This is a genomic window from Streptomyces sp. NPDC028907 (genome assembly GCF_055564995.1).
Genome location: NZ_JBVHVE010000002.1, coordinates 59,994 through 78,464, shown reverse-complemented (window position 1 = coordinate 78,464; position 18,471 = coordinate 59,994). Strand labels below are relative to the sequence as shown.

The 18,471-nt window shown below is 71.5% G+C and carries 15 protein-coding genes; 12 read left to right on the top strand and 3 right to left on the bottom strand.

Features of this window, described 5'->3' with window-relative positions; genetic code table 11:
- Positions 1-55: 55 nt before the first annotated feature.
- The 4 genes from hutU to hutI all read left to right on the top strand — a co-directional run bounded on the left by hutU (position 56) and on the right by hutI (position 5,650).
- Positions 56-1,720: a urocanate hydratase gene (hutU, locus tag ACZ4UU_RS04740; RefSeq protein ID WP_468036487.1), complete on the top strand. Its 1,665-nt coding sequence runs from the start codon at positions 56-58 to the stop codon at positions 1,718-1,720.
- Positions 1,721-1,794: 74 nt separating this feature from the next.
- Complete coding sequence (locus ACZ4UU_RS04735) at positions 1,795-2,997, top strand: allantoate amidohydrolase (RefSeq protein ID WP_468037844.1); 1,203 nt, start codon at positions 1,795-1,797, stop codon at positions 2,995-2,997.
- On the top strand, positions 2,994-4,343 hold the full coding sequence (locus tag ACZ4UU_RS04730) for a formimidoylglutamate deiminase (protein WP_468036486.1): 1,350 nt from the start codon (positions 2,994-2,996) through the stop codon (positions 4,341-4,343). The genes ACZ4UU_RS04735 and ACZ4UU_RS04730 overlap by 4 nt, the downstream gene beginning before the upstream one ends.
- On the top strand, positions 4,343-5,650 hold the full coding sequence (gene hutI / locus ACZ4UU_RS04725) for an imidazolonepropionase (protein ID WP_468036485.1): 1,308 nt from the start codon (positions 4,343-4,345) through the stop codon (positions 5,648-5,650). Before ACZ4UU_RS04730 ends, hutI begins: the two co-directional genes overlap by 1 nt.
- On the opposite strand, the gene ACZ4UU_RS04720 is transcribed toward hutI, so the two are convergent.
- Together ACZ4UU_RS04720 and ACZ4UU_RS04715 are read right to left on the bottom strand one after the other, a co-directional pair.
- Entirely contained in the window at positions 5,651-7,222 is a 1,572-nt protein-coding gene (locus tag ACZ4UU_RS04720; RefSeq protein WP_468036484.1) for a ricin-type beta-trefoil lectin domain protein, read from the bottom strand.
- A gap of 208 nt (positions 7,223-7,430) precedes the next feature.
- A complete protein-coding gene (locus tag ACZ4UU_RS04715; protein ID WP_468036483.1) occupies positions 7,431-8,384 on the bottom strand; it encodes an RNA polymerase sigma factor SigF in 954 nt (317 codons plus the stop codon).
- 240 nt (positions 8,385-8,624) lie between these two features.
- Here ACZ4UU_RS04715 and ACZ4UU_RS04710 point away from each other — a divergent pair, with 240 nt between their 5' ends.
- From ACZ4UU_RS04710 to ACZ4UU_RS04685, 6 genes are all read left to right on the top strand, one after another.
- The gene (locus ACZ4UU_RS04710) at positions 8,625-9,029 is read left to right on the top strand and encodes an STAS domain-containing protein (RefSeq protein ID WP_468036482.1); all 405 of its coding nucleotides are present in this window, start codon (positions 8,625-8,627) and stop codon (positions 9,027-9,029) included.
- A gap of 239 nt (positions 9,030-9,268) precedes the next feature.
- Entirely contained in the window at positions 9,269-9,880 is a 612-nt protein-coding gene (locus tag ACZ4UU_RS04705) for an ATP-binding protein (RefSeq protein ID WP_468036481.1), read from the top strand.
- A 204-nt stretch (positions 9,881-10,084) separates the two neighbouring features.
- Positions 10,085-10,771, top strand: a complete 687-nt coding sequence (locus ACZ4UU_RS04700; protein WP_468036480.1) for an LPXTG cell wall anchor domain-containing protein — start codon at positions 10,085-10,087, stop codon at positions 10,769-10,771.
- A gap of 85 nt (positions 10,772-10,856) precedes the next feature.
- Positions 10,857-11,708 carry a hypothetical protein gene (locus tag ACZ4UU_RS04695; RefSeq protein WP_468036479.1) on the top strand — a complete coding sequence of 284 codons (852 nt, stop codon included), beginning with the start codon at positions 10,857-10,859 and terminating at the stop codon, positions 11,706-11,708.
- Entirely contained in the window at positions 11,705-12,829 is a 1,125-nt protein-coding gene (locus tag ACZ4UU_RS04690; protein WP_468036478.1) for a hypothetical protein, read from the top strand. Before ACZ4UU_RS04695 ends, ACZ4UU_RS04690 begins: the two co-directional genes overlap by 4 nt.
- Before the next feature lie 62 nt (positions 12,830-12,891).
- Positions 12,892-14,205 (top strand): hypothetical protein, encoded by a 1,314-nt coding sequence (locus tag ACZ4UU_RS04685; RefSeq protein WP_468037842.1) that lies wholly within the window; start codon positions 12,892-12,894, stop codon positions 14,203-14,205.
- 106 nt (positions 14,206-14,311) lie between these two features.
- On the opposite strand, the gene ACZ4UU_RS04680 is transcribed toward ACZ4UU_RS04685, so the two are convergent.
- Entirely contained in the window at positions 14,312-15,823 is a 1,512-nt protein-coding gene (locus tag ACZ4UU_RS04680) for a peptide MFS transporter (protein WP_468036477.1), read from the bottom strand.
- Positions 15,824-16,310: 487 nt separating this feature from the next.
- Here ACZ4UU_RS04680 and ACZ4UU_RS04675 point away from each other — a divergent pair, with 487 nt between their 5' ends.
- Both ACZ4UU_RS04675 and ACZ4UU_RS04670 read left to right on the top strand, forming a co-directional pair.
- Positions 16,311-16,988 (top strand): response regulator transcription factor, encoded by a 678-nt coding sequence (locus tag ACZ4UU_RS04675; protein ID WP_061919258.1) that lies wholly within the window; start codon positions 16,311-16,313, stop codon positions 16,986-16,988.
- An 85-nt stretch (positions 16,989-17,073) separates the two neighbouring features.
- The gene (locus tag ACZ4UU_RS04670) at positions 17,074-18,345 is read left to right on the top strand and encodes an ATP-binding protein (protein ID WP_468036476.1); all 1,272 of its coding nucleotides are present in this window, start codon (positions 17,074-17,076) and stop codon (positions 18,343-18,345) included.
- Positions 18,346-18,471: the final 126 nt, after the last annotated feature.

The following is an 18,471-nucleotide window of genomic DNA, read 5'->3' as shown; positions in this document are numbered from 1 at the left end:
GGATGTGAATATCCAGCTCAACAGTTCGCAGTCACAGTCCGCTGGGAGGCAGACCATGTCAGGACCCCGCCCCGTCCGAGCGCCGCGCGGTACGGAACTGAGTGCCCTGGGATGGCAGCAGGAAGCCGCCCTGCGGATGCTGCAGAACAACCTCGACCCCGAGGTCGCCGAGCACCCCGACAAGCTCGTCGTCTACGGCGGCACCGGCAAGGCGGCCCGCGACTGGCGCTCCTTCGACGCGATGGTGCGCACGCTGAGGACCCTCAAGCAGGACGAGACCATGCTCGTCCAGTCCGGCCGCCCCGTCGGCGTCATGCAGACGCACGAATGGGCTCCGCGCGTCCTCATCGCCAACTCCAACCTCGTCGGCGACTGGGCCAACTGGGAGGAGTTCCGCCGCCTTGAGGCCCTCGGCCTGACCATGTACGGCCAGATGACCGCCGGCTCCTGGATCTACATCGGCACCCAGGGCATCCTCCAGGGCACCTACGAGACCTTCGCCGCCGTCGCCGCGAAGAAGTTCGACGGCACCCTCGCCGGGACGATCACCCTCACCGCCGGACTCGGTGGGATGGGCGGCGCCCAGCCGCTCGCCGTCACCATGAACGACGGCGTCGCGATCTGCATCGACTGCGACCCGCGCGCGATCGAGCGCCGCATCGAGCACCGCTACCTCGATGTGAAGGCCGACTCGCTCGACCACGCGCTGCAGCTGGCGGTGGAGGCCCGCGACGCCCGCCGCCCCCTCTCCATCGGCGTCCTCGGCAACGCCGCCGAGCTGGTCCCGCAGCTCCTCGCCATGGGCGCCCCCATCGACATCGTCACCGACCAGACCTCGGCCCACGACCCGCTGGCCTACCTGCCGCTGGGCATCGCCTTCGAGGACATGGCCGACGCCGCCGCCAAGGACCCGGCGGGCTTCACCACCAGGGCGCGCGAGGCGATGGCCAGGCACGTCGAGGCCATGGTCGGCTTCATGGACGCCGGCGCCGAGGTCTTCGACTACGGCAACTCGATTCGCGGCGAGGCCCAACTCGCCGGATACGACCGGGCGTTCGCCTTCCCCGGCTTCGTCCCCGCCTACATCCGCCCCCTGTTCTGCGAGGGCAGGGGCCCCTTCCGCTGGGCGGCCCTGTCCGGCGATCCCGCCGACATCGCCAGGACCGACAAGGCGATCCTCGACCTGTTCCCCGAGAACGAGTCCCTCGCCCGCTGGATCAAGATGGCCGGCGAGCGGGTCCACTTCCAGGGCCTGCCCGCGCGCATCTGCTGGCTCGGCTACGGCGAGCGGGACAAGGCGGGCGAGCGCTTCAACGACATGGTGGCGAGCGGTGAGCTGGCCGCGCCGCTGGCGATCGGGCGCGACCACCTCGACTGCGGTTCCGTCGCCTCCCCCTACCGCGAGACCGAGGCCATGCTCGACGGCTCGGACGCGATCGCCGACTGGCCACTGCTCAACGCCATGGTGAACGTGGCTTCGGGCGCCTCCTGGGTCTCCCTCCACCACGGCGGCGGCGTCGGCATGGGGCGGTCCATCCACGCCGGGCAGGTGACCGTGGCCGACGGTACGAAGCTGGGCGGCGAGAAGATCCGCCGTGTGCTGACGAACGACCCCGGGATGGGCGTCATCCGGCACGTGGACGCGGGATACGACATCGCGGAGTCCGTCGCCGACGAGCGGGGCGTGCGCGTTCCCATGCGCGAGGGTGACGACGCGTGACCCTTCCGGGAGACGAGCGGGCTGTGCGGGGCGGCGGGGTGCAGCCTGTCGTGCGTGGTGCCTCCTTTCACGAGATGTGGCGTGAGCTGCTTCCCATCGGGCGGCATCCGGACTCCCACGGGTACCGGCGGTTCGCCTGGACCGGGGCCGATCTCGAATGCCGGGCCTGGTTCAAGGAGCAGGCGGAGGGGCGCGGGCTCGCCTACGAGGTGGATCGGAACGGGAATCAGTGGGCCTGGCTCGGGGATCCGGATGCCGGGGACGCGGTCGTCACCGGGTCGCATCTGGACTCCGTGCCGGACGGGGGCGCCTTCGACGGGCCCCTCGGCGTCGTGTCGTCCTTCGCAGCGCTCGATGAACTGCTCGGCAGAGGCGTCGACTTCGCCAAGCCGCTCGCCATCGTCAACTTCGGCGACGAGGAGGGAGCACGGTTCGGGCTCGCCTGTGTCGGGTCCCGGCTCACCGCAGGGCAGCTCACCGTCGAGGGCGCCCACCAGCTGACCGACGGGGACGGGGTCAGCCTGCCCCGGGCCATGGAGGCGGCGGGGTACGACCCCGAGGGCATCGGCGCCGACCACGAGCGGCTCGGCCGGATCGGTGCCTTCGTCGAGCTGCACGTCGAGCAGGGCCGGGCGCTGGACCTGTCCGGGGACCGGGTCGGGATCGCCAGCGCCATCTGGCCGCACGGGCGGTGGCGGTTCGACTTCCGGGGCGAGGCCAACCACGCCGGCACCACCCGCCTCGTGGACCGGCGCGACCCCATGCTCTCGTACGCCGAGACCGTGCTCGCCGCCCGCCGCGAGGCCGAACTCGCCGGTGCCGTCGCCACCTTCGGCAAGATCTCCGTCGAGCCCAACGGCGTCAACGCCATCCCCTCCCTGGTGCGCGGCTGGCTCGACTCCCGTGCCGAGGACCAGGCGAGCCTCGACCGCGTCGTCGGCGGCATCGAGAAGGCGGCCCGGGAGTACGCGGCAGCTCACGGCATCGACCTCGACGTCGTCCGCGAGTCCTTCACGCCCGTCGTCGAGTTCGACCACGCCCTGCGTGACGAACTGGCCCGCATCCTCGGCAAGCACACCGACATCACCGTGCCCGTCCTGGGTACGGGTGCCGGACACGACGCCGGAATCCTGTCCGGGACCATCCCGACCGCCATGCTGTTCGTACGCAACCCCACCGGCGTCTCGCACTCCCCGGCCGAGTTCGCCGCCGAGGACGACTGCGTGGCCGGAGTGAGGGCCCTCGCCGACGTACTGAAAGGACTGGCCTGCACTTGACGCCCACCCAGCGGACCCGTACGTACTGGCTGGAGCACGCCTGGCTCGACACCCACGTCGAGCCGGGCGTCGCCCTCGACGTCCAGGACGGCCGCATCACCGCCGTACGGACCGACGTCCCGGCCCCGCCGCCCGGCGCCGAGATCCTGCGCGGTCTGACCCTCCCGGGTCTGTCCAACGCCCACTCGCACGCCTTCCACCGCGCGCTGCGCTCCACCGTCCAGGTCGGCTCCGGCACCTTCTGGACCTGGCGCGAGGTCATGTACGCCACCGCCGACCGGCTGACCCCGGAGACCTATCGCGCGCTCGCCCGCGCGGTGTACGCGGAGATGGCGCTGGCCGGCATCACGAGCGTCGGCGAGTTCCACTATGTGCACCACGCCCCCGGCGGCACCCCGTACGCCGACCCCAACGCCATGGGTGAGGCCCTCGTCGAGGCCGCCGCCGACGCCGGCATCCGCATCACCCTCCTCGACACCGCCTATCTCTCCTCCGGCTTCGGGCAGGCGCCGAACAACCACCAGCTCCGCTTCTCCGACGGGACGGCCGAGGCCTGGGCCGAACGCTGTTCAGTTCTCAAGGACCGGGATCACGCACGGATCGGGGCGGCGATCCACTCCGTGCGGGCCGTGCCCGCCGACCAGTTGGCGACCGTGGCGCGGTGGGCCGAGGAGCGGCGGGCCCCGCTCCATGTGCACCTGTCCGAGCAGACCGCCGAGAACGACGCCTGCCGGGAAGCCCACGGCTGCACGCCCACCCGGTTGCTCGCCGACCACGGAGTCCTAGGGCCGCGCACCACCGGCGTCCACAACACCCACCTCACCGACCAGGACATCGCCCTCATCGGCGGCAGCGCCACCGGCACCTGTATGTGCCCGACCACCGAACGGGACCTCGCCGACGGCATCGGACCCGCCGTCGCCCTCCAGAAGGCCGGCTCCCCGCTCTCCCTCGGCTCCGACAGCCACGCCGTGATCGACCTGCTCGAAGAGGCTCGCGCGATGGAGCTGAACGAGCGCCTGCGCACCCGCACGCGGGGTCACTGGACGGCGGCGGCCCTCCTGCGGGCTGCCTCGGCCGACGGCCACGCGGCCCTCGGCTGGGACGGCGCGGGCGCCCTGGAGGCCGGCGCGCTCGCCGACTTCACCACCGTCGCGCTCGACTCGGTCAGGACGGCAGGGCCGCTTCCGCGGCTCGGGGCCGAGACGGCCGTATTCGCTGCGTCGGCAGCAGACGTGTCGCATACGGTCGTGGCAGGTCGGCACGTCGTACGGGACGGGGTCCACGCCCTCGTACCGGATGTGCCGCGAGCCCTCGCGGACGCCGTCGAAGCCCTGCGCGGCTGATGACCGCGGGCCCCCCGCCCACGCGGCCCGCGCCCGCACCTCTCTTCGCCCCCGAACCCGACCCCACCGCCGACCAGGCCACCAAGGACGCCATGAGCAACGCGACGACCGTCAGCCCCGCCCACTCCGCGAGCACCGCAAGCACGCTCATCACGAACATCGCCAGCCTGGTCACCAACAACCCCTCCCTCGGTGACAGATCTCCCCTCGGACTGATCCAGGACGCGGCCGTCGCCATCGAGGGCGACCGCGTCGTGTGGACCGGTGATCAAAGCAAAGCACCCGCCACTGACAATCGGGTCGACGCGGGCGGCCGGGCGGTGATCCCCGGCTTCGTCGACTCCCACTCGCACCTCGTCTTCGCCGGCGACCGGACACAGGAGTTCAACGCCCGTATGTCCGGGCGCCGGTACAGCGCCGGCGGCATCCGTACGACCGTCGCCGCGACCCGCGCCGCCAGTGACGGGGAACTGGAGGCCAACCTCACCCGTTACCTCCACGAGGCCCTTCGCCAGGGCACTACCACCTTCGAGACCAAGTCCGGCTACGGCCTCACCGTCGAGGACGAGGCCCGCGCCCTGCGCATCGCCGCCGCCCACACCGACGAGGTCACCTACCTCGGCGCCCACATCGTGTCGCCGGACTTCGCCGAGGACCCGGCGTCGTACGTCGCCCTCGTCACCGGCGAGATGCTCGACGCCTGCGCCCCGTACGCCCGTTGGATCGACGTCTTCTGCGAGAAGGGCGCCTTCGACGGCGACCAGGCCCGCGCGATCCTCACGGCGGGCAAGGCCAAGGGCCTGCACCCCCGTATCCACGCCAACCAGCTCTCCTACGGCCCCGGCGTCCAGCTCGCCGTCGAACTCGACGCCGCCTCCGCCGACCACTGCACCCACCTGACGGACGCCGACGTGGACGCGCTCGCGCACAGCGCCACCGTCGCCACGCTGCTCCCCGGCGCCGAGTTCTCCACCCGCGCCGAGTGGCCGGACGCCCGGCGCCTCCTCGACGCGGGCGCCACCGTCGCCCTCTCCACCGACTGCAACCCGGGCTCGTCCTTCACGTCCTCGGTGCCCTTCTGCATCGCGCTCGCGGTACGGGACATGGGGATGACCCCGGACGAGGCGCTCTGGTCGGCCACGGCGGGGGGCGCGGCGGCCCTGCGCCGCGACGACATCGGCCGTCTCACCCCGGGCGCCCGCGCCGACCTGCTCCTCCTCGACGCACCGAGCCATGTGCACCTGGCCTACCGGCCGGGCGTACCGCTGGTCAGCGGGGTGTGGCGGCGGGGACGACGGGTCGTCTGATCAGCGGGCGCCCGCCCGCCACCGCTGATCCTGCCGTCCCGCCTCCCGCACCAGGGACGGCCAGCCGTCCCCGTCGTCGGTCAGCGCGTGGTCGAGGGCGATGCCGGGGCGGATCACCCCGCGGGAGTCCACCGTGAACCTCAGGTTCCGGCCGTTGTACCCGTACACCGCGTCGCACTCCCAGATGCCGAGACCCCGGTCCACGGAACCACGGCTGTCCAGGCAGTACCCGGGGTGGTCGTAGGACCGCAGCAGGCCGAACTCGATGTCGTACCGCCACCGCTGGTCGGGCGCGGACGTGCAGGGCGCCGTGATGACGTCCGTGCCGTTGGAGGGGCGGCCGTCGATGTCCAGACACCGGCCCGAGGCGACGTTCACGACCTGGGCGAAGGTGCCGTTCGGCGGTTGGGCGGTGGGGGCGGGCGGCTTGGGACGGACGGTCTTCGTGGGGAGCGGAGTCCTCGTCGGGGACGGCGACTTGGACGCCCTCGACGGTGACGGCGAGGGTGCTGACGGCGCGGGTGATGACGCCGAAGGTGTGGCCGACACGGTGGTCGTCACCGTCACGGCCACCGGCGGCACGCTCACGGCCGTCCTCACCGACGCCACCGGGTCCTGCGCCGACGGCGAACCGCCCTGCGTCGCCAGGAACATCACCAGCGGCAGCAACGCCACCCCGACGGCCGCCGACACCAGCACGACCCGGCGACGGTCCCACGGCAGGCCCGCCCGCGGCCAGCTCCGTTCTGCCGTGTGCCGAGCGGCCACCGTTTCCCCGACGCTCGCCGCGTACCCCGTCCCGCCCCAGGGCAGCAGCCCTTCCGCGAGCGTCCTGGGCGGTGTGTCCCGCAGCGCCGACAGTTCCTCGAACGCCGTGGTGCAGTGCGGACAGCGCGCCATGTGGGCGTACAGATCGGCGCTGTCGCGGGGGCTGTCCGGCCGTACCGACTCCTCGATGAGACGCCCGAAGTCGGGGCAGTCGCGGTCGTCGGAGTCGGCGAGGCGGACGCGCAGACAGGACCGGGCCAGGCGCTGGAGGGCCGGCTCGATGCCGTAGGTCACGTCCTCGCGGCTGAGGCCGAGCAGCCGGGCCGTCCGTTCCACCGGCTCCCGTTCCACGACCCCGTACCAGATCAGCCCCTGTGCGCGGGCCGGAAGGGACTGGAAGGCGGCGAGCATGGGCGGAATGGGGCCGGCGGGGCCGGCCGTGTTCAGGATGAGCAGGAGGCCCGCGTCGAGGCCGGCGGCCCGCTCGTCGGTGGCCCAGGTCCCGGCCAACCGTGCGGTGAGCAGCAGCAGCCGGTGCCGCCAGGGGAGCCCCGGGTCGACGCCGCGCGCCGTCTGCCGGGCCGCGAGCGTGAACGCCTGGGCCGCCAGCTGCCGTGCCGTGGACTCGTTCGGGGTGCACAGGCGGGCGTAGGCGAGGACGGAGGCGTGATGGCGGGCGCGAAGTTCGTGCAGCGCCGGGTACGCGGTGGTCGTGTCGGAGCGCAGCAGTTCGGTGAGCCGCGCGTCGGACGCGTCGGCGTGCACCCCGCGGTCCCGGTCCCAGCCGTCGTCGGCCCGAGCCATCCACCTGCCTCCTTGCAACCGTGCGACCCGCCCGGAGTTCTGCTACCGGCGGGTATGACGGCTCATAGTGGAGGAAGGGAAGCTCTGGGGAAAGGGTTCCCGTGGGTAACGCCTGAATGCGCTGTGCCCGGTGCCCGGCCGACCGATTCGGCGGGGCACCGGGCACAGCGCATTCAGCGGGAGCCGGTCGCCACGGGGTAGGTGGCTGTCACTCCTCGATCGTCAGCCCTTTTCGGAGCCGGATCAGTGTCCGCGACAGCAGTCGCGACACATGCATCTGCGAGATGCCGAGTTCCTCGCCGATCTCCGACTGGGTCATGCCCGCGACGAATCTCAAGGAGAGGATCTTCCGGTCCCGGGGCGGGAGTTCGGCGATGAGCGGCTTCAAGGACTCGACGTACTCGATGCCTTCGATGCCGTGGTCCTCGTAGCCGATCCGGTCGGCCAGCGCGCCCTCGGCGTCGTCCTCCTCGGGCTGGGCGTCCAGTGACGAGGCGGTGTACGCGTTCGACGCCGCCATGCCCTCGACGACCTCGTCGTTGCTCAGGCCGAGTCGCTCCGCCAGCTCCGCCACCGTCGGGGCGCGGTCCAGCTTCTGGGCCAGCTCGTCACCGGCCTTGGCCAGGTCGAGCCGGAGCTCCTGGAGCCGGCGCGGCACCCGCACCGACCACGACGTGTCGCGGAAGAAGCGCTTGATCTCGCCGATGATGGTCGGCATCGCGAAGGTGGGGAACTCGACTCCGCGGCTGAGCTCGAAGCGGTCGATCGCCTTGATCAGGCCGATGGTGCCGACCTGGATGATGTCCTCCATCGGCTCGCTGCGCGAACGGAAGCGGGAGGCGGCGAACTTGACCAGCGCGAGGTTGAGTTCGACGAGCGTGTTGCGGACGTACGAGTATTCGTGGGTCCCTTCCTCCAGCGACTCCAGCCGCTCGAAGAGGGTCTTGGAAAGGGCCCGTGCGTCCACCGGCCCCACCTCGTCGTACGGGGGGATGTCCGGAAGCCCGGCGAGCGCGTCGTCCTGACCGAACTCCTGACCGAAGTCAGGTTCGGGACGTACGTCGCTGTTCAGCTCGATGGGATCCAGATGTTCCGGTGGGGATGCCGACGTCGCGCTCTGGGTATGCGATGCGTCGAGCCGGGGTGACATGATGTCCTCCATCGTTCTCGGCATATGGCTGCCGAAGCCTGTGCGTGCACTGCGGTGTGCGGCGCCTCCAAAGCCGGCCGAGTTCGGTTACGTGTCTCTACTAGCCCTACCCGCTTTCGTGAGCCCACCGCAAGTGCGCTCTGGTCCGAAATGTCCGATTCTGGGTGGATGTTCGGGTGTTGGAGGGCGTAGGGAAGGCGTAGTGTTCGGGAGCGTCAGTCAGCAGCCACGACGTCGGGAGTGAGACACGGCATGGACCGCGGGACGGTCGGCAGCGCACAGTCTGGCCGACTTCTGGTCGAGGTGCGGGAAGAGGGCTCCAGTGCCGTCGTGACTCCGGCGGGTGAGTTGGACCACCACACCGCCGATCTGTTGCGTGAGCCACTCGAGGACTGCCTCGAGAAGGGCTTCAGTCGGCTGGTCGTCGACTGCTCGCGGCTCGAGTTCTGTGACTCCACGGGACTGAACGTGCTGCTCGGGGCGCGGCTGAAGGCGGAGGCCGCCGGTGGCGGCGTGCATCTCGCGGGGATGCTGCCCGTGGTCGCGCGCGTGTTCGAGATCACGGGGGCCGAGGCGGTCTTCACCGTCCACGACTCGCTCGACGCCGCTCTGGCCGCCGAGACCGGCACGGCCGACGAGGCCGACGGGGCGGGGTGACCCCGCGCGTCCGGCCCTGCATCAGAGGTCACATCATTCGTGCCGAATACAGGGGTGTTCCCTCGGCTCGGTCGGGCAGGAGACATCCTGGAACCTGTCGGCTGTGATGTCGGCCACCGGGGGTGGGGGCGTGTGACCTACGTATCAGGCAAGGACTTGTGTACTGGCGTACTGACTCTGCGTACTGACTTCTGAATCGTGTGAACGTTGAACTGGTGAATCGGTGAGGTGAAGCGCTGATGAGCACCACCCGGCCTTTCTCGCCGGGCGACCGCGGCCCTGAGCCCAGCGGCGCTTCCGGGGTGTCGGAGGGGGACGTGCCCGCCACGCAGGGCTCCGACGAGGGCGCCGCGGCGGCGGAGGCGTCCGACGGGGGCGCCGTGCCGTCCTTGCGGCCCGAGCCGTCAGCGGCGCCCGAGGCGTCCGCACGGGCGGCCGCGGGGCGTCAGGTCCGTCGGCTGGACTTCGGCGACCAGAGCGGGGTCGTGCCGCTCGCCCGCGACTTCGCCCGTCAGGCGCTGTACGCGTGGGGCTGGCTGCCCGCCGCCACCGCCGACCAGCGGGCCGCGGCTGAGGACGTGCTGCTCGTCGTCTCCGAACTGGTCACCAACGCCTGTCTGCACGCCGAGGGCCCGGACCAGCTGTGGATCGCCTGCGACAACAAGGTGATCCGAGTCGAGGTCTCCGACAAGGGCGCGGGCCAGCCGGCCCCCCGCACCCCGCACCGCGCGGGCCGCCCCGGCGGCCATGGCATGTTCATCGTGCAGCGGCTCTGCCTGGACTGGGGCGTCATGCGGACGGCGGGGGTGGCGGGCAAGACCGTGTGGGCGGAGCTGGGAGCACCGGCGTAATCGTTTCGGCCGAAGCGCTCCGCCGAGATCCGAACGACAGGCTCTGAGCCCGGCCCCGGGTTACCAAGGGTCACCCTCTCCACCCGAACCTCTTCGCGCGCACGCCGGATCGTCACAACTCCGGTGTGCGCTGTGTCTTCCTTCCTCAAGGCCCCGGGCGTACCTTGACGGCCGATCTGATGTGCCGTCAGGAATGAGGGGACCGTGTCGAAGCAGAAGCGAACCGCCGCGCTCGCGACCGCCGCGGCCCTGGCCGGATCGGCGGTGCTGATGGCCGCCCCCGCGGCCCGGGCCGAGGTCGTCGACGTCAACTACGCCTGCAAGACGCCGATCGGCGACAAGAGCGCCGTCTCGCCCATCGACATCAAGGGCGTCAAGAGCGGCAGCGGCTACAAGATCACCATGTCGTGGCAGAAGGGCGTCTCCTCCAGCCCCGTCGAGCTGGGCAAGGGCGCGATGAACCCGAGCGCCACCATCAAACTGGGCGGCGCCGACAGCGGCACCCTGAACGTCACCGGCCCCGCCAACCAGGAGGCCATTCCCGCCGACACCCCCATCAAGATCAACGACTTGACGGGCACCTACACCCCGAAGAAGACCGGCAAGGTCACCTTCACGGCGGGCGTGCTCACCATCAAGGCGCTCGGCACGACGACCACGTGCACGCCCACCAACAGCCCCGGACCGTCGCTGACCCTCGACGTCACCGCGGCGGGCGGCGGCGGAGCCGACAGCGGGACCCAGGGCGGCTCCGACTCCGGCGCCCAGCTCCCGCAGACCGGCCCCGAGGACTCCGCAGTCGCCCTGGGCACCCTCGGCGGCACGGTGCTGCTCGCGGGCGCGGCGGGCGCGCTGTGGCTGACGCGCAGGAGCCAGACGGCACGCCGCTGACCGTTTCGCCGGATCCCGCCCGCACCGCCCGACCACCGCCCCTCAACGAGGCGCTTCGCGCCGCACCTCCTTGATGGAGCCGCCGATGTCGTCAGCCGTCCGTGTCCTGGCCCTCTCCCTTCTCCTCCTGTCGACGGCCGTCCCCACTGCGACCGCCGCCGAGGCCTGGTCCGTCGCGCCCTCCGGCGGCGGCCGCCCGTCCTTCTACGCCGAGGGCGCGCCCGGGACGGTTCTGCAGGACGCGGTGTCCGTCACGAACCGGGGCGGCGCGCCGGTCACCGTACGGCTGCGCGGCACCGGCGTCCCGATCGCCTTCGCCGAGGGCCGGATACGGATCCCGGCCCGCACCCGCGCCGAGATCCCGTTCACGGTGACCGTCGGGGCTGGTGCGGCCCCCGGCGACCGCTCCGGCGCGATCGTCGCCCGGGACTCCGGCGGCCGGACGCAGAGCGTGGCCCTGCGCCTGCGCGTCACCGGCCCCGAGCTGTCCGCGCTGACCGTCGAACAGGTGGCGGTGCACCCGGAGGGCATCACATACGTACTGGTCAACAGGGGTACGACCCCGCTCGCCCCGAGTCTCGCGGTCCGCGCCGAAGGTGTCCTCGGCCGCCTCCTCGACCGCGCCCCGCGCACCCTGCCCGTCGAACTGCCCCCGGGCAGCCGCACCCGGCTGACCGAGCCGTGGCCCGACCGGCCCGTGCTCGACGTGGTCGACGTGCGGCTGACGGTGGCGGCGGCGGGCGGAGCCGGCGACACCGCGCAGGCTTCGGTGCGGTTCGTGCCGTGGGGCGTCGTGGCGGGGACCGTCGGGGCGCTCGCGGCGGCCGGCGCCCTGTTCGCCGTACGACGCCGAAGGCGCCGCGCACCCCATGACGGCGAGGCGGTCGAAGTCGAACGGCCCTTGCGGCGGCCGGAGCTGACGGGAGCGGGGACGTGAGGGGCAGGGTGCGGATTCCGGCGCTGGTGACGGTACTGGCGCTGCTGTTGCTGCCGATGGCGGCCCTGAGCACGGCTGCGGCCGCCGATCCGCCCATGGTCAAGCTCTCCAAGTCCCAGGCGGGCACGGGCGGTTCGGTCACCGTGACCGGCAGCGGCTGGCGGGCGCGTGCTCTGCTGATGATCCTGATCTGCGGCCAGTCCGTGCCGTCGTCCGGCGTGACCGGGGGCACCAACTCCTGCGCCAACGCGGACGGCAGGGCCGTGACGACGGACTCCGAGGGCCGTTTCAGCCGGAAGCTGCCGGTGGCCGAGCCGCCCGTGCCGTGCCCGTGCGTGGTGCACGTGGCGACGGTGACCGGGGCGAAGGCCGAGGCCGACGCGATCTTCCAGGTCGCCGGTCACGCGGTCGAGCCACTGCCCGCGGAGCCGGCCGGCGGGCGCCTGTCGGTCCTCACGGACACCCGGCTGGACGGCTCCAGCGGCCTGCTCACCTGGTTCGGCGCCCCGCCGGCGCGGACGCTGGTGTTCACGGTCGGCAACGTCGGCACCTCGCCGGTGCGGAACCCGCTCTTCCAGGTCGGCACCTCGCACGGCGTGTTCGCGCCGCAGTGGCAGGAACAGCAGTGGCGCGGCACGATCCAGCCCGGCAGGAAGGCACGGATCGAACTGCCGGTGGAACTCGCCGCCGGGGCGCACGGCGACTACACCGTGTCGCTGAAGTACGGCGGCAAGGTGATGGCCGAACAGCCCTGGGGCGTGGGCCGGCCCTGGGGCGTGACGCTGTTCTGGATCCTGGTCTGTCTGGTCGTACCGGCGGCCGTGTTCCGCGTCGGCATGGCGGTCGTGGACCGCGTACGCCCCCGGCAGGCCACCCGACGCCGCCGACTCCGCCTCCCCGAACCGGCCCTGCGCATCCCGGGGTTGAAGCCCCGCACGGAGGCGAGACACGCCCTCGCCTCCCCGCCCTCGACCCTGCCGTGGTTCACCCCGGACAACGACCCGGGCACGACCGGCAGGCTCTCCGCACCGCACGACGACGGCACGGCCGGTCGGCTCTCCGCACCGTACGACGACAGTTCGACGAGTCCTACGACCCCCACCAGGAAGGCACCCCCGTGAGCAAGCCAAGGAGAGTCACACCGGTACGTCCTCGGAGAGCGACCGCGGCGGGCGCCGCCCTGATGCTCGGCGGCGCGGGCGTGCTGCTCGGCGTGGCCGCGGCGCCCGCGCAGGCGGCCGAGGTGGCGTACGCGACCGAGTGCATCCCGCCCGCGATCTCCGGGCTGCCGCCGGTCCAGGGCACCACGAAGGTGGAGATCACCGCGCCCGCCGAGGCGAAGGTCGGCGACGAGGTGGAGATCGTCTGGAAGTTCGTGCAGGCGGCGTCCAAGAACCCGAACATCCTCGACCTGGAGGCGAACACCGTCCAGCCGACGGGAACCCTGAAGGCGGCCGGCGCGCAGACCGCGGCCATCGCCATGCAGGGCCCCCGGGAGAACCCGCCGATCCCGAAGAACACCGACATGAAGCTGTCCGACATGAAGGGCAAGCTGAAGCTGACGGCACCGGGCGAGGTGTCGCTGACCCCGGACGCGTACAACATCAACGTCAACAAGCCGATCTCCACCGACACCAAGTGCGCGCCGAAGGAGACGGTGAAGCCGGCGGCCACGATCAAGGTGACGGACGGGGGAGGGGGTCCGGGCGGTACGACGGGAGGGCAGCCGACGGTCGGCCCGACGCTGCCGACGGGCCTGCCGACCGATCTGCCGACGGGGTCGTCGAGCCCGACCCCCACGCCGAGTGAGACCGAGACGGGCGGGGACGACGGCGGGACCGGCACCGGGGGCGGGGGCGGCGGGCAGACCGACTTCACGGGCAAGGAGGTCCAGGTCCCCTACGAGTGCAAGACGCCGATCGGCGACAAGGAGGCGACCTCGCCGGTCCAGATCGACGCCAAGAAGAGCGGTGGCAGCTTCGACCTGACGGTGCAGTTCAAGAAGTCGGTGATGGACAGCCCCGCCGACATCCCCAAGGACTCCGTCAAGCCGTCGATGGAGGTCGTCCTGGGCGGCGCGGACAAGGGCACGGTCCATGTCGAGGGCCCGACCAACGCAGAGGCCATCAAGGCGGGCGACCCGATCGAGGTCCCGGACCTGACGGGCACGTACAAGCCGGGGGCGAGCGGGGAGTCGACCCTCTCCCCGGGCGTGCTGACGGTGAAAGCCCTGGGCACTACGACGACATGCACGCCGACCAAGACGGAGGTGTCCCTGACCCTGGACACGACCGAGCAGGCGAGCGGCGCGTCCGGTGGCGGCTCGACCGGCGGTTCGGCGGGCGGCTCCGCCGGGGGTTCCTCCACCGACGGCGGCCTGGCGGCCACGGGAGCGGAGGACCAGGGTTCCCTGAAGGCGCTGGGCCTGGTGGCGGGAACGGCACTGCTGCTGGGCGGCGCGGTGTTCACGTTCATGCCTGGACGCAGGGCGCGCTAGCCCACCCGCCAAGGGGTGCGGGGAACCGCGCACAGGGGCAAAACCAACGGGGCCGCTGAAACCCACTTGGATCTCAACGGCCCCGTCGGCTCGAGCGAGCGCAGCGCTAGCGCACGTCACCCATCAGCGCACGGATCTTCCGCCCGGCCATCATGAACACCAGACCGGCGGCGACAGCGATGACGGCCCACATCGTGTAGTACACCGCGTCCCCGAGCGGAGCGTTCAGCTTGGTGGTCCAGCCGTTGAGCGCGTTGCCCGTCGCGGTGGCCAGGAACCACAGGCCCATGATCTGGCCCACGAACTGCTTCGGCGCCAGCTTCGTCGACAGGGACAGGCCCACCGGCGACAGGCACATCTCGCCGAGGGTCTGCACCAGGTAGACGCTGAGCAGCCAGAAGACGGTGACCTTGCCCGTGTCGCTGTTGGCGGCGGCGGCACCGGCCAGGCCCATGATGCCGAAGGAGCCACCGATGAGGAGCATCGCCAGGGCGAACTTCATCGGCGTGCTGGGCTCACGGTCGCGCCGGGCCAGCTTCACCCACACCGCGGCGAAGATCGGGGCGAGCACGATGACCATGGCCGGGTTCACCGACTGGTACCAGGACGCCGGGAACTCCCAGCCGCCGATCATGCGGTCGGTCTTGGTGTCCGCGAAGATCGTCAGCAGCGAACCGGACTGGTCGTAGATCATCCAGAACAGCACCGCGGTGGCGAAGAACCAGGCGAAGGCCTGGATCTTCGGCTTGTCGGACTTGGCCAGGGCCGGGTTCCGGTACATCGTCACGAAGTAGACGATCGGGACCACGATGCCGAGGACCGCGAGCACGTTGACGACGTGCTCTATGTCGTACGTGCCCAGCGCGATGTCGAGGACCAGCGCACCGAGGGCGATGCCACCCCACAGCGCGACCTTGCGCAGCGCGGCGCGCTTCTCCGCCGGGGAGGCCGGGGTGCCCGGCTCCTTGCCGATGTCGCCGAGGTGGCGGCCGCCGAGGACGTACTGGATGACCGCGAGGGTCATACCGACGCCGGCGACACCGAAGCCGAGGTGCCAGTCGACGTTCTCGCCGAGGTAGCCGACGACCAGCGGGGCGGCCATGCCGCCGATGTTGATCGCCATGTAGAAGAGCGTGAAGCCGGCGTCGCGGCGGGCGCTGGGCTGGCCCTCGTAGAGGCCGCCGACCATCGCGGAGATGTTCGGCTTCAGCAGACCGGTGCCGATCGCGATCAGGCCGAGACCGCAGAAGAACGCGACGTCCGCGGGGATCGCCAGCGTGAAGTGGCCGGCGGCGATGACGATGCCGCCGACGAGCACGGCCTTACGGGCGCCCCAGAGGCGGTCCGCGACCCAGCCGCCGGGCATGGCGGCCATGTACACGACCGCGTTGTACACACCGTAGATCGACGCGGCCAGGGCTTCCCGGCCCGCGAGCGGGCCGTCGAGGACGCCCGCGATCAAGTAGAGGACGAGGATGCCGCGCATCCCGTACCAGGAAAAGCGCTCCCACATCTCCGTCATGAAGAGCGTGGCCATACCGCGGGGGTGGCCGAAGAAGGTCTTCTCGGTACCGGGGGTGCCCGGGGAGGCCGAGTCCTTCGTCAGGCTGGACGCCATGGTCGATCCTTGCTGGTCGGGACGCGCATCGACGCAGAACGGTCACGCGCCCGGTGGGGGGCGGCCGGCACCGGCGGCTACGGCCGCCCGCCCCACGCCCGAGGGGAGTCCGCTTCGGATCGCGAAGCGGAAGACGGCGACCGCCGGGATCCACGCCCCCGCCTTCGGGGGCCCGGCCACAGGTCATTCCTTTTCTGTCCGCACATAAAAGAGACCCTCAGCGTCAAGTGCCGCCGAAGGTCGCCGCAGTGCTACAGGCGTAGATTCACCATACGTCACGACACCGCCGGATATGGAAGGACTTGAGATACGGATCACAGGTGTCGAGGGAACCGCGGGCACCCTTTCCAAGGTCCTTTCCAGGATCGCACCTCACGGCATAGGTCTGTACCACAGCCCTCGAAGGTAAGAGATCTGCCAAGACCGGGTAAGAATCAGGGCGCCGATCACACCCCAGCCCCTGTCGCGGGCGGACTACCATCAGCTCATGACCCGTGTACTGCTCGCCGAGGACGACGCGTCCATTTCGGAGCCGCTGGCCCGCGCACTGCGCCGGGAAGGGTACGAGGTCGAGGTGCGGGAGGACGGACCCACCGCACTCGACGCAGGAATGCAGGGCGGAGTCGACCTGGTCGTGCTGGACCTCGGCCTCCCCGGCATGGACGGCCTGGAGGTGGCCCGCCGGCTGCGTGCCGACGGTCACGCCGTGCCGATCCTCATCCTGACCGCGCGCGCCGACGAGGTGGACACCGTCGTCGGACTGGACGCGGGCGCCGACGACTACGTGACCAAGCCGTTCCGGCTCGCCGAGCTGCTGGCCCGGGTCCGGGCCCTGCTGCGGCGCGGCGCCGCGGAGCCCCAGCAGCCGCCGGCCACGCACGGCGTCCGGATCGACGTCGAGTCGCACCGGGCGTGGATGGGCGACGAGGAACTCCAGCTCACGGCAAAGGAGTTCGACCTGCTGCGGGTGCTGGTGCGCGACGCGGGGCGGGTCGTCACCCGGGACCAGCTGATGCGCGAGGTCTGGGACACGACCTGGTGGTCGTCGACCAAGACGCTCGACATGCACATCTCCTGGCTGCGTAAGAAGTTGGGCGACGACGCGGCCAACCCTCGCTACATCGCGACGGTGCGGGGCGTCGGCTTCCGCTTCGAGAAGAGCTGACGGGCCGTCGGGCATCGGGCCCGTCGCGCCATGTGAGCCGTACAGACAGATAGCAGGACATGCGCCGCCAGACAGATAGCAGGACATGCGCCGCCGACTGATCCAGTCCACCCTCGCCGTCGTTCTCGTCGTGATCGCCGTCTTCGGCGTGTCCCTCGTCATCGTCGAGACGCGGACGATCACCAGCACCGCCCAGGAGCGGGTGGACACCGAGGCGGTGCGGCTGGTCAGCATCGTGGACACCCGGCTCCTCGGGGACCAGACCGTGAACGCCTCGGCGTTGCGCGACCAGATCCAGGGGGATCGTTACGCCGAGATCCGCATCCCGGGCAAGCCCGTGATCGAGGTCGGCACCAAGCCCACCGGGGACGTCATCAGCGCCCACGAGACGGGTGAGGAGGGCGAGACGGTCACCGTGCAGGAGCCGCGCTCGTCGGTGACGCGCGAGGTCGGCCGTACGCTGCTGATCATCGGGGCGGTGGCGTTGCTGGCGGTGATCGCGGCGGTGCTGCTGGCGGTGCGCCAGGCCAACCGGCTCGCCTCCCCGCTCACCGACCTCGCGGAGACGGCGGAGCGCCTCGGCTCGGGCGACCCCCGCCCCCGCCACAAGCGGTACGGCGTGCATGAGCTGGACCGCGTGGCCGATGTCCTCGACTCCTCCGCCGAGCGCATCGGCCGCATGCTCACGGCCGAACGTCGCCTGGCCGCCGACGCTTCCCACCAGCTCCGCACCCCGCTCACGGCACTCTCCATGCGCCTGGAGGAGATCACTCTCACCGACGACCCCGACACGGTGAAGGAAGAGGCGACGATCGCCCTGGCCCAGGTCGAGCGGCTCACGGACGTCGTCGAACGCCTCCTCACCAACTCCCGTGACCCCCGCAACGGCTCCGCCGTCACCTTCGACCTCGACGAGGTCATCCAGCAGCAGCTGGCCGAGTGGCGCCCCGCCTACCGCAGCGCCGGCCGCGCGATCGTCAGCTCGGGCAAACGCCACCTGGAAGCCGTCGGCACGCCTGGTGCGGTCGCGCAGGTCCTCGCCGCCCTGATCGAGAACTCCCTCATGCACGGTGGCGGCACGGTGGCCCTGCGCACGCGCGTCACCGGCAACCAAGCCGTCATCGAGGTCACGGACGAGGGCCCCGGCATCCCCGCCGACCTCGGCGCGCGCATCTTCGAACGAGCCATCAGCGGCCGCAACTCCACCGGCATCGGGCTCGCGGTCGCCCGGGACCTCGCGGAAGCTGACGGCGGCCGTCTGGAAATGCTCCAGACCAAGCCCCCGGTCCTGGCCCTCTTCCTCTCCCGCACACCCCCACCGAAGCCGAGCCAGGAGTCGGGCCCGACGGTGAGGTAGCAGAGGGGCGCCCCCGCCGCCTGGGTTTTTCAGCCCGTCCGGCGTTTGAGGACGAGGCCCGCAGGGCCGATGGCGGGGGTCTGGGGGCGCAGCCCCCAGGGACGGGACGGGTAGGGGCGGCGGGGG